This is a genomic window from Nostoc mirabile CHAB5784 (genome assembly GCF_020829645.1).
Taxonomy (GTDB): Bacteria; Cyanobacteriota; Cyanobacteriia; order Cyanobacteriales; family Nostocaceae; genus Nostoc; species Nostoc mirabile.
In genome coordinates, this window is sequence record NZ_JAIVFS010000042.1 from 38932 (window position 1) to 56093 (window position 17162).

A 17162-nucleotide genomic window follows, 5' to 3' on the forward strand; every position below is an offset into this window, starting at 1 on the left:
TAGAGTCCACTTAAGTGGACTTGCGCTATTAGCCAGAGAATTTATTCTCTGGCGGGAAAGTGGGCATGTGCAAGATATAATATTATGTCCGGGAAATCACCCTTACAGCAGTTTTCATGTATTTCAACCACATCTGTCGTAAGGGCACAGCAATGCTGTGCCCCTACCGCGTGGTCTATTTACCTGAAAATAGCTGTAATATGTCATTGCGAGTGGAACGAAGTGAAACGACGCAATTCACTTGCGTTTTTGGGATTGCTTCCCTTCTCCTAAGGGAGACGCTGCGCGAACGGTCGCAATGACGGTTATTTGAACGGACATGATATAACTTATACCATTTATTGGTGAGGCTGCCTCAAACCCTTTTAACTTCTTTGTTTCTTTGTGTCCTTTGCGTCCTACCCTGCGGCAAGCCCTTCGGGTTCGGGGGTGAGGCTCGACGACACTCGCTCTAAGCGAAGCTATGGCGAAGGCTTAACAGTAAGGGCAAATGTTTCACTGGGACGCAGCTAATATCCTGCACCCACATAAATACCGTTAGAGTATGATGTTGATAAATAATTAACCCGTGGATCTATATTACCCAGGACAGGCGTGGAAGATATAGTTTTTTCAAAAACTCCAACCCAGATACCATCGCCGTATCCTACATCAAATAACTCATATCCTTCATTCCCACTGCTCTGAATAGTAGCTGTAAAGTCATTAAGATTAGATGTATATTTATAAGTAGTAGAAGCTAATATGTATTTATAAATTCCAAACCAGATACCATTGCCGTATTCAACACCAACTAACTCTAATCCTGGAATAACTTTTACTTCACTCAAACTACTTGCGGTGCTATAACCGCTATCACCTGCTTGGTCTTGAAAAACCCCAAACCACGTACCATCGCCGTATTCAACATCAACTAAGTCTAATCCTTCATCCCAACGGCTCTCAATAGCAGTTGTAAATTCACCAAGACTACTTGCGCTGCTATAAATCTTAGCACCAGAATCTTGTTGAAAAACCCCAAACCACTTACCATCGCCCTATTCAACATCAACTAAGTTTAATCCTTCATCCGAACGGCTCTTAATAGCTGTGATAAATTCACTAAGACTTCCTGCCAAATTGATGCCGTTAGTAACCATAAGTGTATACCTCTGTAAGATGAACTTATAATTTTCGCTCTTATGTTACAACAATCGCATGTACTGGTACAGCACCTACACAATCCAATCTTGCTGATCAAATTAAAGCAGTTATAACTACTGATAGTACTTTGGGTTTAACTTTGGCAGCGATCGCTTGAGCTAGGAAAACTCTTCACTAAAAACAAACTGTATAAAAAATTCACTTGTCACCTAAGCATAAAAGTCTATCTGATGATAATATTTCTGCGTTTTTTTATTCGCAGCTATCATCAAACCAAGTAACCGCTATGATAGTTGAGGTCTGCTATGCTTTGACTAAACGAAGATAAAAGCATAGCGATCGCTACCATTTGAATCTTAATAACTAATCGCTTTGCAACCAGTTGACTTTACCACTCTCACAGCTGCTTGTAGCGAAATCCGCGCTAACTGGCTACCATCACGCTTAGAACAGGTTTACCAGCGCGATCGCTACACGATTGCTATGGCATTACGCACCCTGAAACAGCGAGATTGGCTACAAATTTCTTGGCATCCCCAAGCTGCACATATTTGTATCGGCGATCCACCACCGCGATCGCCAGATACCTTTACCTTTAGCCAACAATTAATACACCAATTGAGTGGTTTAGCACTGGTAGCTATTGAAGCGATCGCCCCTTGGGAGCGTGTTATTGATTTGCAATTTGCCCGTCGTCCTGGAGAAACCGCCCTATATCATGTCTATGCAGAAATCATGGGCAAGTATAGCAACGTCATTCTCACCGATGCCAACAATATAATTATCACTGCTGCCCATCAAGTCAGTCAGCAACAATCTAGTGTCCGTCCCATCCAAACCGGACAACCTTATGAAACACCACCGAAACTGACTGGGACTGTCCCCAGTTTGAACGAATCCCAAGAACGTTGGCAAGAACGGGTAAGTTTAGTGCCAGGAGCAATCAAGCGGCAATTGCTGAAAAGTTATAGTGGCTTGAGTGCTGCACTACTGGAATTAATGCTGCTAGAAGCAAATATCGCACCAGAAACATCCACCGATACTCTCAACCCCGACGACTGGCGACGGCTATTTGAACGTTGGCAAGAATGGCTGCAAGCTTTGAATTCCAGTAAGTTTCAACCCGCTTGGACAAAAGATGGCTACACTGTAATGGGTTGGGGTGCAGTTGAAAACGTCAAAGATATCCAGGAGTTACTCAACCACTACTACAGTAACCAAATTGACCAACAGTTATTTTTACAATTGCGCCATCAGTTGAGTCAGAAATTGAATAATATTCTGGCGAAATTACGGAATAAGGCTCAAACCTTTAAGACGCGCTTGCAGCAATCAGATCAAGCTGATGAGTATCGACAGAAAGCTGATTTATTGATGGCTCACCTGCAAAACTGGCAACCGGGGATGAAAGAAATTATCCTTGCTGATTTTGATACAAATTTGCCAGTAGCGATCGCTCTGTTGCCAGATAAAAATGCCGTCCAAAATGCCCAAAGTCTTTACAAACAGCACCAAAAGCTCAAACGCGCTCGTGCTGCCGTGGAACCGCTACTGTTAGAAGTGCAGACAGAAATTGAGTATTTAGAACAAGTAGAAGCTGCGATCAGCCAAATAGACACCTATCAAACAGCAGAAGATTTGCGAGCTTTAGAAGAAATCCGCGAAGAGTTGATTGGGCAAAAGTATCTAGAAGATCCAGAATACCGCAAGAGCAGCGCCAATGAACCCCCCAGCACCAACTTTCATCGTTACCTTACCCCCAACGGCTTTGAAGTATTAATCGGTCGCAACAATCGCCAAAATGACCAATTGACCTTTCGTGTAGCCGGGGATTATGACTTATGGTTCCACGCTCAAGAAATTCCAGGGAGCCATCTGCTACTACGCCTAGAACCCGGTGCTGTTGCAGAAGAAGCTGATTTGCAATTTGTAGCTAATCTTGCCGCCTACTACAGTCGCGCCCGTCAGAGCGATCAAGTCCCAGTAGTTTACACTCAGCTAAAACACGTCTACAAACCCAAAGGAGCAAAACCGGGAATTGCAATTTACAAGCAAGAGAGCATCCTCTGGGGAAAACCACAAATCGTCATTAGTCATTAGTCATTTGTCATTTGTCAAAAATTAAGAATTCTTCCCCTGCTTCCCCTGCTTCCCTACTCCCCTCCTTTTCTACCCTGTGATTTGCTGAATTATCCTGATGGATAGAAGCTTTTAAGCTTTGTTCGTATCTTTTTTTGATGAAGTTTCACGAAAAATCTGTGTTGACTGTTACAATATTGTTAAGAAAAGTTGCCCGTTGCATTTTGGGAACGCGCAATTGGGTTTTAACTCTCTTGAGAAGACAACGCAAAAAAATTTTCCAGACCAGCTGTGGGAGGCTGGTCTTTTTGTTTTTTAAGTGCTTATGCGATATCTCAATACAAGCACTTTGAGTATTTTTTGAGCATCTTAATAGTTACAGGATGTTTTGAAAGTCGAAACTAGTTAAAAATCATGCCAGTCGTCTGACCATAATACGAATCATGGCAATATAGATCAATGTCTCTGAGGTTTCAGGAAGACGTTCATAGTCCTGACTCAAACGCCGACACCAATTGAGCCAGCATCATTAATTTCTAAATTCCGTTTAGAAAAGTTCAGGTGGTCTAAGATTGGTAAAGTTAGTTGCACCATAGTGATTGTCAATCATCTTTGCCGAAGTTCCAGTCCATCTACCGATCGCTGTGCTGTTAATGTGTGATTCTACACATAAGCTGATAAAGGTATGTCGTGTCTGGTAGCTTTTGCGATAAAGGACGCTGCATTTGGTTAAGATTGCCTTCCATGCACGGTTAGAAAAGTTGTGATGGTCGATAAATTTCCCTTTTGGACTGGGAAAAACCAGTGATTCGGGATTATCTTCTTCAGGTCTAATCTCATCTAAAATCGACTGTAATTCTGAATTAATTGGAAAATCTCGTTTTCTTTGGGTTTTCAGTCCATCTTTGAGGAGTAAACCTTCTTCAGAAACAACAACAGATTCCCGAAACTGGATCACACTATTTGTAATGTGCTTCCATTTCAATCCAACTGCTTCTGATGGACGACATCCTGTATAAAAAAGGAAGCGCACATAGTTAGTGTAGTGACCATAGTGGCGATCGCCAGCAAAAGTACGAATAATTAAATCTCTTTCTTCTTTACTGAAGGGATTAATATCTTGTTCCTCAGTAGCACCTAATGGTACTTTAATTTTTATAGCAGTAAAAGGGTTACTCTCGATTAAACCCTCTTCCATTGCCCAATTACAGCAAGCTTTGAATTGAGTCAAACAACGCTTTGCGGCATCTGGAGTTAAATTTGCCAATAGATAGTCGAAAATAGCCGATGCTTCATCTAGCGATCGCGTTGGTAACTTAGCGATGTGATTTCGATGCTTGCCAAAGTCTTTAGCATAGGTACTAGGACTAATTTGCGGTTTCTTAAACTCGCTATATTTATCCCAAATTTGATCTAACTGCGGTTTGGGCTTCTTAATGGGTGTAATGGGTGTAATCGTACTTAGCACAGATTGAGGTTGGTACTTCTCTAGAGTTAAGTCCAATTGCTCACAGAGTATATCTTTCTCAATCTCAGATGCCTTAAGTTCAGCCAATTTTCGGTTACTTGGAGTATCCGCTAAACCAGTAGAGATGTAGTAACGCTTGCTCTTATATCTAAATCGCAACTGTAACCGATCATTAGAGTTAAGGATAGATACAGAACCCTTAGATGCCCGCCCTGTAGGAGTTTTGGAGAACATAGGTTTATTAGGTGTAATTATTCCTCTGCTCTAGCTTGTTTACACCCATTTTACACCCATTTTCTATCTAAAGGTATCCAAAAATGTCCAAAATTTAAGTCAAAGTTACAATAGTAGTTCTACATAAGCTAGTAACTACAAACAACAAACCCCTTGAAATCTAATTATTTCAAGGGGTTTAATCTAATGCCAGGAACCGGACTTGAACCGGTGACACGAGGATTTTCAGTCCTCTGCTCTACCAACTGAGCTATCCCGGCTGGGGCTTTTGTGAGCCACGATTAATTAATGTAGCAAACATCCAAGAATATAGCAAGTCTCTGGAGAAAAATATTTATGCAGTTGTTAACCTCAACTTAAACCAGATGAAAACGGCTACAAATAGCAGAAATTGAACAAGAACAATACTTGGGCCAGAAGCAAAGTTGAAAATACCTGACACAATGATGCCAGCAATGCTGCTAATGGAACCAACTATCACCGACATGATTAGAAAGCGGCTAAAGTGGTGACTCATCAGTTTGGCGGTGGAGGCGGGAATCACCAAAAAGGCGTTCACCAGTAAAACGCCGACAGCTTTAATTGCTACAGCAACGGCGAGTGAAAGCAAGACCACAAAGACATAGCGGTACAACTGGACAGGAATACCTTGAACTTGCGCTACATCGGGGTTAAGGGTCAATAAAATTTGCTGCTGCAGGGTTGATAGTAAAAATATGCTACCTCCCACAAGTACAAGCAGCGTCAAAATCAAATCTGTGGTATCGATCGCTAGAATATCGCCGAACAGCACAGCCATCAAGTTGCCACGATATCCTTTAATTAGGCTAGTGAGAATCACACCGATCGCTAATGCCCCAGATAGCACTATGCTAAGGACGCTATCACTACCTAAGTCGGTTTTGTCGATAAAGTAGAGGACAATAACCCCAAAAACCAAGGTAAAAGGTAACAGCATCCAAGTCGGATTTATTTGTAGCAGCACACCTAACGCCACACCTACTAATGCCGCATGACCAACCGCGTGGCTGAAAAAGGACAACTGGCGCAAGGTGACAAAACTACCCAACATCCCGCCAAGTATTCCCATTAACACAGCACCGACGATCGCACGCTGCATAAAAGGGAATGTTAACAAGCTTACCAAGTCATTGCTACTGGCGATCGCAAGCCTTGCTATCTGACAATCACTGAAGAAATTCATACTTATGGACATTAACTAATTCTGGGAGTTTAATTACGAATTACGAATTACGAATTACGAATTATTTTAATGTTGGTGCTGGTAACGGCTAAAACCTGGGCCGTAGGTTGCTAACAGGTTTTGCGGTGAAAGGGCAATTTCTGGCTTACCAGTACAAACAATGCTTTGGTTCAGGCAAAGCACGCGATCGCAATGGCGATTTACCATATCAATATCATGAGAAACTTGCAATACCGTCCAACCCTCCTCCCGCTTTAATTCATTTAGCAAAGCGTAAAAATCTGCTGAACCTTGCACATCAACACCAGCAAAGGCTTCATCTAGTACCAAGAGTTTGCGACGCATTACCAAACAATAAGCCAATAAAACCCGCTTGAGTTGACCACCGCTAAGAGTACCAATAGCTTGATGCTGTAAATGATAAGCATCCGTTCGCCGTAAAGCTTCTCCTACTGCTGCCGATTTTTCTCGGTCTTGTCTCCACAGCCGAGAGAAAAATAAATCCCCTTTTTTCGCTTCCTTGTCCCATCCAAGTCCTACTAACTCGCTGACAGAAATGGGAAAGCTACGGTCAAAGATGAAGTTTTGCGGCATATAGCCTAACAGGTGACGTAAACGCCCCAGCCTTGCAATTGGACGACCTAAAATTTCAATCGTGCCAGCATTTCGAGGGATCAAATCTAAAACCGCTTTTACCAGAGTACTTTTACCAGCACCATTGGGGCCGACGATGGCTGTATCTGTTCCTGGCAATAATTCAAAAGAAACATCTTGAACAGCTAGATAGTTGCCTTGATAGACAGTTAATCCTTCTACTTTCAAAATAGCAATGTCATTAGTCATTGGTCATTGGTCATTAGTCATTGGTCATTGGTCATTGGTCATTAGTCATTGGTCATTTGCAAAGGACAAAGGACAACTGACAAATGACAAACCTATTTACATCCCGTTTGCAGAGTTTGCAAGTTAGCTTTCATAGCCTTGAAATAATGCTGTGGATCTGTTTCGCCAGTTTCCAGAGAATCCAGAGGACGCAAAGTTAACTTCAAGTCTTTGGAGAGGCTAGATAGAAGTTTGTTATCTACTCCTGGTTCACTAAATAAAGCTTTAACGTTGTACTTTTTCACTGCATTGACTGCATTTTGCACATCCGTTGGTGAAAGTTGATCTTCGGGAATTTGTACCACAGCAACTTGCTTGAGGTTATAGCGTTGAGCTAAATATGGAAATGCATCATGAAAGGTAATAAAGGTACAACTAGGAGTTTTCTGCAAAGTCTGCTGAAATTCGCTGTTTAAACTTTCTAATTCTTTAATATAAGTCGCAGCATTCGCCTCATAAGTTGCTTTGTTCGCTGGGTCAGCAGCAATTAATCCATCCCGAATATTAGTTACCTGCTGTTTTGCCAAAACTGGATCTAACCAAACGTGAGGATTACCTTGGACGTGTTCATGGTCGTGGTCTTCTTCCTCTTGGGCCGTTTTTACAACGGGTGAAATTTCATTTAAGGGTTTAATACCTTTACTAGCATCAATTTCGGCTAATTTGGGATTTTGGGCATTTTTGACAGTATTTTCCAGAAATTCCTCCAAACCTAAACCATTTTTTACTAACACATTTGCAGTAGCGATCGCTTTGACATTTTGTGGTGTCGCTTGGTATTCATGCACCTCCGTACCAGGTGGCACTAGAATTTCTACATCTGCCACATTTCCAGCTACTGCCTTAGTAAACAAATATATCGGCAAAAATGTTGTCACTACTTTAGTTTTTCCCGGCTGCACCGATGGGGTAGAGGCAGCTTCCTGTGCTTGCGGCGACTGTTCGGAAGTTGTTCCCTGATTCGGATTCGATTGGCTACAGCCAGCAGCCATTGACAACATCAGCAAAGCAATTATGGGCAAGATGCCGCTTCTTTGCCTGCCTGTTCTAATTTCTCTCCAATTCACAATCACGGTATTTTCTCCTCAAAACGGATGCTGACTCTGCCTCTGTCATAATTCCTATTGACAACTTTATACTATAATAATTCTCATTCTCATTTTAGGTACATAATATCATTCTGGGTTTCCTGTGTAATGAGTAACAACAAAACTTTTTCAGACGGTACAGCCCTCTGCAATTTAGTTAGGACTTACGCAGAAGAGATCCCCCAACCCCCTTAAAAAGGGGGCTTTTCAGATCCCCCCCAATTTATCGGGGGGTTAGGGGGGATCGAGGTTTCAGGTTTTCACTGCGTAAGTCCTATTAGTTTTCCCTGAATAATTAGGATTTCTTGACTTTTTTTGTTAAAAAGGTTGCTTACTTCTGATAAAATTGCTGAGAAATATTCTCATAAAATACACGTTTAAAAAAACGTGGTTTGGGTGTGAGTTGGAGATCAGTGTGAGGAGAGAAATGCAAAAATTCTGGAAATATCTGCTAGTTAGTCCAGCAGTCTGCGGTGTCATACTATTTTTTAATACTGCTACATTTGCAGGTGAAACATCGGGTAAGTCTGAAATCAATCAACCGCAAGTTTCAGCTAATCCAGATACAAGAGCTACGAACATAGCGCCAGCTCATCCAATGGCGCAAGTTACCTCCGTGTCTCAATTTTCCGACGTACAACCCACCGACTGGGCATTTCAAGCGTTGCAATCCTTAGTTGAGCGCTATGGCTGTATTGCAGGATACCCAAATAGCACTTATCGTGGTAATCGGGCATTAACGCGATATGAGTTTGCGGCTGGTTTGAATGCTTGCCTCGATCGGGTTAACGAACTTATTGCTACAGCCACTGGCGACTTACTTAACAAACAAGATTTAGCCACATTACAAAAGCTGCAAGAAGATTTTTCAGCCGAACTAGCGACACTCCGAGGTCGTGTAGATGCAGTCGAAGCACGCACTGCTGAATTAGAGGCGAATCAGTTCTCAACCACAACCAAACTGCAAGGACAAGTTGTCGCAGTCGTCAGTGATGTTTTGTCAGGAAATACAGTCAACGGTGAGGAAATTACAGACGAGAATACAACTTTAGGGGTACGGGCGCGGATAGAACTTGTGACCAGCTTCACAGGACAAGATACGCTGTTCACCAGAATCCAAACTAATAATATTGTTAGCCCTAACATTAACACCCTAGAGGGTAACTTGTTTTTTGCCAGTGGTGATAGTGGTGCAGAAGCTAATAATAATGCTTCTATAGATGCACTGTTCTACAGATTTCCGTTGGGCGAAAGAACAGAGGTTATCGCTATTGCCAACGCAGGTGCAGCAGATGACCTGACCAGTACTGTTAATCTCTTTGACGGTGATGGTGCTTTTGGTGCTTTGTCCACCTTTGGTACACGCAACCCAATTTATTATCAGATAGGCGGCGCGGGGTTGGGAGTAACGCACGAGTTCGGTGACAAATTGGCACTAAGTCTAGGGTATTTGAGTGGTACAGCTAATAACCCTACCCCCAATAATGGTTTGTTTAATGGTTCTTACGGTGCGCTAGCACAGTTGACTGTTAAACCAAGCGATCGCATTACTATTGGTTTAACTTACATCAATTCTTACAATCAGCCACTACTCACTGGTAGCAATGCGGCAACATTTCAGAATATAGCAACTATCCAGGCTTTACCGGAAGAGGAAGTAGCATTTTCCAGTAATTCTTACGGTGTCCAAGCATCCATCGGCATCACTAATAACATAGTCTTGGGTGGTTGGGCTGGATACACCAACAGCCGCACATTAAATGGGAACCGTGGAGAGGCTGACATTTGGAACTATGCCGTCACTCTCGGCTTTCCCGACCTTGGTAAAGAAGGTAACTTAGCAGGTATCATCGCTGGTGTGGAGCCGAAAGTAACAAGCTCCAACATCGCAGGATTGGATAGTGATCCTGATACATCCTATCATCTTGAGGGGTTCTACCAGTATAAGCTGAGTGACAATATCACCATTACCCCAGGAGTCATCTGGTTAACATCCCCAGATCATAACAATGACAACGATGATGTTGTTATTGGCACACTGAGAACTACATTCAGTTTCTAATTTTCAAAATCTCCAAAGAAGACGCAAATTTAACATTTGCGTCTTTTGTTTTGTGTGAGGGTTTCACTTCGTACCCCTACGGTAGGGCTATTTCATTCTATACCAGGACTTACGCAAAAATTGCTAAAAAGCTTAATTTATCGAACCGCCAAGACGCCAAGAGCGCCGAGAATTCGTAGACTTTGCGTAAGTCCTGTATACATAAACCGCCCAAAACTAAAGTTCTTTGGCTTTTAGCTAAAGTCCGTTAAAACGGACTAGAACCTTTTCTCAGTCATCTAAAGATTACTTTCGCTATTAGACTCAGAATTCATTCTGAGGCGGGCTTTTCGGAGAATGAAATAGCCCTGCCCCTACGGGGATATTGCTACAACCCAACCGGGAGCAGTTTATGGTTTTTGACGCTAACTGAACTGTATTGGGTTCTAAATGGTGAAAGTCCTTTAAGCAATTATGTTTGCACAGCAAATTCTTCTGGTTCTATTCCCCAATTTACCCAGCGAATTGCTTCACGCGCTGAGTTTATATTCGGTGGAACTCGCAAGACGTGAATAAACCCTGTACTGGGGCAAGTCATTTTTAATAAGTAAATTGGTTCTTCATCTACATCATTATCTATTATTAGTAGAGTATATTCTTGCCAAAAATCTAATTCGATAGCTTGTAATTCTTGGCAAATTCGGGCGTAACCAATACCCTGAATTAACACTCGTCGTAGTTCGGCGTTTTCCTCCGATAAAAGCCACTGAGATTGCCATTGCTGCGGGTGCATTTTACCATATTTTCCAGGCAAAGTTACGCCGTGGTAAGAGTAGAGGCTATATCCATCAATAAATTCAATCGCGGGTTCGCCCTCAGCATGGAGACGATTTTGATTGTCGAAGCGCAAATGAAGGGGGCGATCGCATACTATACAAATTTTTTCGTAAGGCAAAATCCAGCTACAATACTTTAGTAGCGACTGCAAAGCTTGCCATTTTATTTGGTTGTAAGAGCAATTTAAGACCGAAATATAAAAATCTAAGTAACTGCACGCGCACGAATATAATTGAGCTTTAAACCAAGGACTACGAAGATTAGTTGCCTCTTGAAGTTGAATTTTTAATTCGCCTCTTAATATGTCTTCCAATATGTTTAAATCTGGTGGTACAATCGTAAGTATTTGGTTCATAACTTGGCTGTCTAGCTGATATGCTAGTTGTTCGCTTACTTCATTTCTAAATTCGTACAATAACTGCTGGTAGAATTCAGTATTTAATCGCTGCTTTAATTGTCTTTGAATAACAATTTTTAGACCAGCATACGGACTATCACAAAAAATAATTTCAGGCTCTTGTTTACGAATTGCTATATACCCAGCTTTTACCGCTTCCGCCGCTTTTCCCCGATCAATTCGCTCAGTTGAAAGTGCGATCGCTCTCCACTTCTGGCGATAAACTGGAATCAAAGCCTCTTGCTCAGGCGTTAACTTTTCAATCAGCGACATATCGCCAACCTTCAGGCTCGTATTCCCTCTGAATTTTCACCATCCAGTCACCTTGGGGAATAGAAATAGCTTTATGCTCCTCATGGGCAAGCAATGCCGACTCTGAAAACACACGCAAATAGAGTGTGCTATCTTTTTCGTATAATTCTGCGTTTCCCTCAGTAATGCGATGCTTATGCCCCGTAACTTCGCCTTCTGCCAAAGTTAAGTGAGGTATTTTTTGTCCTTCAATTTGCTGCACAGGCAGTAAGATTACATCACCTTGACGAATCGGTTTCATAGTTTTGCTTTCCTGGCATGGGTACAAACCCCACTTCGCTTTTGCTCTCAAGTTTGGTTTAATTTTGGCACAAGCTCTTAGGGATTGGGCATTGGGCATTGGGCGTAGGAGGCAGGAGGCAGAAGTTCTTTAATTTTGAATTTTGAATTTTGAATTTTGAATTGATTTCTCCCCCTGCTCCCTCATCCCCCACTCCCCACTCCCCACTCCCCACTCCCCATTCCCCAATGAGATTTTGAAAACTGTAGTCGCCAATTATGCGTTAGATAAGTTAAAGATTGAAATAGCTGGAAATTCACACCCAGCGTTTCCCTGCCCTAACCTCTGGGATAGACTGGGCAATAAGTTCAGCGAATTTTCTCCCAAGCAGGCAGTTTATGTGAGGATTAAATCACCGCCCTAAGCGTGACCTTTTATCTTGACAATTTGCAAAAATTACCTCAATTTGACTGTTTAGCTTAGTAGCTCTTCTTTTTATTGAAATTTCCATGTCAACTCTCGTCATCGTCGAATCTCCAGCCAAAGCTCGTACCATTCGCAACTACCTGCCATCAAGCTATCGGGTGGAGGCGTCTATGGGTCATGTGCGTGACCTCCCCCAGTCGGCTAGTGAAATTCCCGCTGCCGTCAAAGGGGAATCATGGGCGCAGCTAGGGGTAAATGTGGATGCCGACTTTGAACCGGTATATGTTGTCCCGAAAGACAAAAAGAAAATTGTCACCCAGCTTAAAGAAGCCCTCAAAGATGTAGATGAACTGATTCTGGCAACGGACGAAGACCGGGAAGGCGAAAGCATTAGTTGGCATTTATACCAATTGCTGAAGCCGAAAGTTCTGACTAAACGGATGGTGTTTCACGAAATAACCGAAGAGGCTATCAAAAAAGCTCTGAAAAACTGCCGCAATATCGATGAGCAGTTGGTTCGCGCCCAAGAAACACGGCGGATTTTAGATCGACTGGTGGGCTATACCCTGTCTCCACTGCTATGGAAAAAAATCGCCTGGGGATTATCTGCTGGGCGAGTGCAATCTGTAGCCGTGCGGCTTTTAGTCACTAGGGAACGCCAACGCCGCGCTTTCCATGAGGGTACGTACTGGGATTTGAAAGCCAGTTTCTCAAAGGAAAAACCCCCCTTTGCTGCCCAGTTGGTAACACTGGCAGGAACCAAAATCGCTAACGGCAGCGATTTTGACGCAACGACCGGACAAATTACCGCAGGTCGCAATGTCTTGTTGCTCAACGAAGACCAAGCGGTAGCCCTCAAGGAACGCCTAACTGGGAAAACCTGGAGTGTTACTGACATCGAGGAACGGCCAGTGACGCGCAAACCGTCGCCACCGTTTACCACCTCGACGTTGCAACAAGAATCTAACCGGAAGCTGCGCCTGTCAGCCCGTGACACAATGCGGGTTGCCCAGAATTTGTACGAGCAGGGGTATATTACCTATATGCGGACAGATTCGGTACATTTGTCAGATCAAGCGATCGCAGCTGCTCGGAGTTGTGTAGAAAAGCTCTACGGTCAACAATACCTCAGTCCCCAACCTCGGCAATACACCACCAAATCTAAAGGCGCACAAGAGGCGCACGAAGCAATTCGTCCAGCAGGTAGCAGTTTTCGCACGCCTCAAGAAACTGGTTTGGGCGGTCGGGAACTTGCCGTTTACGATCTGATTTGGAAGCGGACTGTTGCTTGTCAAATGGCTGATTCTCGCCAAACTCAAATTACCGTGCAATTGCAAGTCGAGGATGCTGGATTTCGTTCTTCTGGCAAACGGATTGAATTTCCAGGATACTTACGTGCCTACGTCGAAGGTTCAGACGACCCAGAAGCAGCACTGGAAGACCAGGAAGTGATTTTGCCGAATCTAAAGGTGGGAGATCATCCGAATTGTACAGACTTAGAAGCAGTTGGGCACGAAACCCAACCGCCAGCTAGATACACCGAAGCAACTTTAGTAAAAACCTTAGAAAGCGAAGGTATCGGTCGTCCCAGTACCTACGCCAGCATCATTGGCACCATCATTGATAAGGGTTATGCCCATTTGGTGAGTAACGCTCTTATTCCTACCTTCACCGCTTTCGCCGTCACCGACTTGCTGGAAAAACATTTCCCGGACATCGTTGATCCCAGTTTCACCTCGAAGATGGAGCAAACCCTTGATGACATTGCCACAGGTGAAGCAAAATGGCTACCCTACTTGCAGCAATTCTATCTGGGAGAAAAAGGGCTGGAAACCCTGGTAAAAGAACGAGAAAGTCAAATTGATGCCACCACAGCTAGGACTGTAGAACTGGAGAATCTAGATGCCAAAGTCCGCATTGGGAAATATGGCCCCTACATTGAAGTCGAAAATGGTGACGGAGTTATCACCGCTTCAATTCCCAAAGACCTGACACCAGCCGACCTCGACCCCAAACAGGTAGAAGTATTGCTGCGACAAAAAATCACAGGGCCTGACCAGGTAGGTCGGCATCCCGAAACTGGCGAACCGATTTATGTGAAAATTGGTGCTTATGGGCCTTATGTCCAATTGGGTGACAAAACCGACGAAAACCCCAAACCGAAACAAGCCTCCCTACTCAAAGGTGTCACCCCAGAAACCGTTACCCTGGAAATGGCTGTTGGTCTGTTGGCACTACCCCGGACATTAGGAGTTCATCCAGGCACTGGCGGCAAAATCCAAGCAAGTTTGGGGCGCTTTGGCCCTTATGTGGTTCATGACCAAGGTAAGGAGGGGAAAGACTACCGTTCCCTGAAAGTTGCTGATAATGTATTGACAATTAGCTTAGAACGTGCATTGGAATTATTGTCTGAGCCAAAAAAGGGACGCAGTTCCACCAACAGCAAGTCCAAGGCAGCCTTACGCGAATTGGGTACACATCCAGATGATGGAGAAACAATTAACATCTACGATGGCCCTTATGGCCCTTACATCAAGCATGGCAAAACTAATGTGAGTATCCCAGAAGGTCAAACGGTAGAAAATATAACCCTACCTGAGGCGCTGAACTTGTTGTCAGCTAAAGCATCGACAGCAAAATCGACTCGGAAAACGAGTAAATCAACGAGTTCCAAATCTAAGTCAACTGCTAAGTCATCAACGACGGCTACGAAAAAAAAGGGGACAGAAGGTTAATTGCAAGTTAAGAGTCCAAAGTCCGATCCTTAACTATTGACCCTTGATATCCATCCTTGATAGGATGCAGTTCGGTAGGTGCAAGTGTGATACTCTAAAAAGTAAGGGAAAACACAATGCCAAATTTTAGAAGTGGCTTATGTCCCAAATAGGGAATTGTGTATCAGCCCGTTTGGAAGCCAGAGGTGCGAAAATATGCCATTTTCTGCGTACCTGTTAATCAAAAATTGAGGTAGTATCTCAGGAGCGGTCAGTTCATGGATTATATAGAAAAGGTGCTGGAAAAGGTTAAGGAATTAGCACGGAGGCTAATTGAGAGCCTGTTAGGGCCAGAGGCAGAACCGGAACCGGAACTGATTCCGATTCCTGTGAACGATCGCTCGCGTCGTCGCCACTAATCTCAAAGTGCTCAACTCGACGTTGCAACCCTTAAGCATTCTGGCACTGCATGGGCCAAACTTAAATTTGCTAGGACAACGAGAACCAGGAATTTATGGTGCCTTGACTCTAGCTGAAATTAACCGCCTGTTAGAAGAAGAGGGATTCAAGTTACAGGCGAAAGTTTTTTCTGTGCAGTCAAATCATGAAGGAATTTTAGTAGATACTATTCATGGCGCATTAGGACAACATGATGGGATTTTGATTAATGCAGGGGCATATACCCACACAAGTGTGGCATTGCGAGATGCGATCGCGGCTGTTAACTTGCCCACAGTCGAAGTACATCTGAGTAATATTTACCGTCGGGAAGATTTTCGCCATCATTCGTACATCGCCCCAGTAGCGATCGGGCAAATAAGTGGTTTTGGCGGACAAAGTTACTTGTTGGGCTTACAAGCTTTGGTGAATCATTTGAGAGTTAGGAGTTAGGAGTAGAGACGCGATTAATCGCGTCTGTACAAGAGAGACGCGATTAATCGCGTCTGTACAAGAGAGACGCGATTAATCGCGTCTGTACAAGAGAGACGCGATTAATCGCGTCTGTTAGGAGTTAGGAATTGCTAGTTGGTAGTAAAGTTAGGAATTAGCAATATTTCATTAACTCCTCACTCCTCAGTTTTAACTACATAATTTATGCGTTACTCTCCTATAAGTCGGTTTAGAGGTACTTTACTCGGAGCATTCCTGGGGGGAAGTTTAGCCACTGCTGATATACAGTCTCAGAGTTACCTAGATTTGGGCAGAATGGCGGTTCTAGGTACTGAGAGTTTGATTGCGTTGGGTAGATTAGATTTAGATGATTGGATAGCGCGTCAGCAACAAGAATCTCTTCATTTAGCAGCAACTAATGACATATCGATAAAAATAATTCTTGCGACACTACCAGTAGCACTTTTTTTTCACGAAAATCCAATTAAGCTCCGACAAAACTTGCTGCATGTCCTAAAAATCTGGGATGATGACCCAGTAGTAAGGGATGGAACACTAGCAGTAGGATATGCGATCGCTCTTGCCTTAACTGAAAAACTCAACCCTCTAACCCTCATCCCACAAACAATTTCTTTTCTCACAGAAACACCGACATCAATACCAAAAAAATTATTAATAGTTCAGAATTTATTAGAGCAAGGGGCGGGATTGTCAAGGGCGCAAGCTGAGTTTGCTAGGGAAGAACAACTCAGTAACACTATTGCTATTGCATTTTACTGCTTTTTGAGTACCTTGGAAGACTTTCGTCTGGCAGTTTTGCGGGCTACTTACAATGGCAATTCTAAAGTGCAAGATGCTACGCCTCTAAGCTTACAGGCTACAGGTGTAATTACTGGTGCTTTATCAGGAGCATATAACGGTATAAGCGCAATTCCCGTAAATTGGCAAGTCTTGCTCTTGCAAAGGAATTCTCCAATATGGGGACTAACTAGCTTTTCCCAAATGTTAAAATTGATCGATGCATTTGTGGCGGTGTGGTCAGGAGTGTATGATATTGCCTTAAATCCAAGGGAGTTAACAGAGGAAGGATGCGAGGTGGCTTTACTTTCAGTTTACGCAGCTCCTCGCGTTATTCGGTCGCGTTAACAATAATTCGTAATTCGTAATTCGTAATTCGTAATTCGTAATTCGTAATTCGTAATTTGTAATTAGCGCCCGCCACCGTA

Annotated in this window: 13 protein-coding genes, 1 tRNA gene and 1 pseudogene; 6 read left to right on the plus strand and 9 right to left on the minus strand. The window is 43.3% G+C overall.

Annotation, left to right across the window (positions count from 1 at the left end; translation table 11 throughout):
• Positions 1–509: 509 nt before the first annotated feature.
• Positions 510–830 carry a hypothetical protein gene (locus LC653_RS24255; RefSeq protein WP_229497282.1) on the minus strand — a complete coding sequence of 107 codons (321 nt, stop codon included), beginning with the start codon at positions 828–830 and terminating at the stop codon, positions 510–512.
• Between the two features lie 685 nt (positions 831–1515).
• Here LC653_RS24255 and LC653_RS24260 point away from each other — a divergent pair.
• Entirely contained in the window at positions 1516–3243 is a 1728-nt protein-coding gene (locus LC653_RS24260; protein WP_229497283.1) for an Rqc2 family fibronectin-binding protein, read from the plus strand.
• A gap of 391 nt (positions 3244–3634) precedes the next feature.
• On the opposite strand, the pseudogene LC653_RS47960 reads toward LC653_RS24260, so the two are convergent.
• The 6 genes and pseudogenes from LC653_RS47960 to LC653_RS24290 form a co-directional block, all read right to left on the minus strand.
• Positions 3635–3745: pseudogene (locus tag LC653_RS47960) on the minus strand (IS5/IS1182 family transposase); the annotation flags it as partial.
• Positions 3746–3769: 24 nt separating this feature from the next.
• Positions 3770–4924: a site-specific integrase gene (locus LC653_RS24270; protein WP_229497284.1), complete on the minus strand. Its 1155-nt coding sequence runs from the start codon at positions 4922–4924 to the stop codon at positions 3770–3772.
• 187 nt (positions 4925–5111) lie between these two features.
• Positions 5112–5184 (minus strand) — tRNA-Phe (locus LC653_RS24275).
• A gap of 74 nt (positions 5185–5258) precedes the next feature.
• Positions 5259–6128, minus strand: coding sequence for a metal ABC transporter permease (locus LC653_RS24280; RefSeq protein WP_229497301.1), 870 nt, complete (start codon positions 6126–6128; stop codon positions 5259–5261).
• A gap of 66 nt (positions 6129–6194) precedes the next feature.
• Positions 6195–6971, minus strand: a complete 777-nt coding sequence (locus LC653_RS24285; RefSeq protein WP_229497285.1) for a metal ABC transporter ATP-binding protein — start codon at positions 6969–6971, stop codon at positions 6195–6197.
• Positions 6972–7063: 92 nt separating this feature from the next.
• Positions 7064–8011 carry a metal ABC transporter substrate-binding protein gene (locus LC653_RS24290; protein WP_308189134.1) on the minus strand — a complete coding sequence of 316 codons (948 nt, stop codon included), beginning with the start codon at positions 8009–8011 and terminating at the stop codon, positions 7064–7066.
• Positions 8012–8525: 514 nt separating this feature from the next.
• On the opposite strand from LC653_RS24290, the gene LC653_RS24295 reads away from it, so the two are divergent.
• On the plus strand, positions 8526–10160 hold the full coding sequence (locus LC653_RS24295; protein WP_229497287.1) for an iron uptake porin: 1635 nt from the start codon (positions 8526–8528) through the stop codon (positions 10158–10160).
• 451 nt (positions 10161–10611) lie between these two features.
• Here LC653_RS24295 and LC653_RS24300 read toward each other — a convergent pair whose 3' ends face one another.
• Both LC653_RS24300 and LC653_RS24305 read right to left on the minus strand, forming a co-directional pair.
• Complete coding sequence (locus LC653_RS24300) at positions 10612–11646, minus strand: DUF6745 domain-containing protein (RefSeq protein WP_229497288.1); 1035 nt, start codon at positions 11644–11646, stop codon at positions 10612–10614.
• Positions 11633–11926 (minus strand): DUF8820 family protein, encoded by a 294-nt coding sequence (locus LC653_RS24305; RefSeq protein ID WP_193866988.1) that lies wholly within the window; start codon positions 11924–11926, stop codon positions 11633–11635. The genes LC653_RS24300 and LC653_RS24305 overlap by 14 nt, the downstream gene beginning before the upstream one ends.
• 488 nt (positions 11927–12414) lie before the next feature.
• On the opposite strand from LC653_RS24305, the gene topA reads away from it, so the two are divergent.
• From topA to LC653_RS24325, 4 genes are all read left to right on the plus strand, one after another.
• Complete coding sequence (gene topA / locus LC653_RS24310; protein WP_229497289.1) at positions 12415–15066, plus strand: type I DNA topoisomerase; 2652 nt, start codon at positions 12415–12417, stop codon at positions 15064–15066.
• A 257-nt stretch (positions 15067–15323) separates the two neighbouring features.
• The gene (locus LC653_RS24315) at positions 15324–15464 is read left to right on the plus strand and encodes a hypothetical protein (RefSeq protein ID WP_167407621.1); all 141 of its coding nucleotides are present in this window, start codon (positions 15324–15326) and stop codon (positions 15462–15464) included.
• A gap of 22 nt (positions 15465–15486) precedes the next feature.
• Positions 15487–15936 carry a type II 3-dehydroquinate dehydratase gene (gene aroQ, locus LC653_RS24320; RefSeq protein ID WP_229497302.1) on the plus strand — a complete coding sequence of 150 codons (450 nt, stop codon included), beginning with the start codon at positions 15487–15489 and terminating at the stop codon, positions 15934–15936.
• A 204-nt stretch (positions 15937–16140) separates the two neighbouring features.
• Positions 16141–17082, plus strand: a complete 942-nt coding sequence (locus LC653_RS24325; RefSeq protein WP_229497290.1) for an ADP-ribosylglycohydrolase family protein — start codon at positions 16141–16143, stop codon at positions 17080–17082.
• Positions 17083–17162 lie beyond the last annotated feature (80 nt).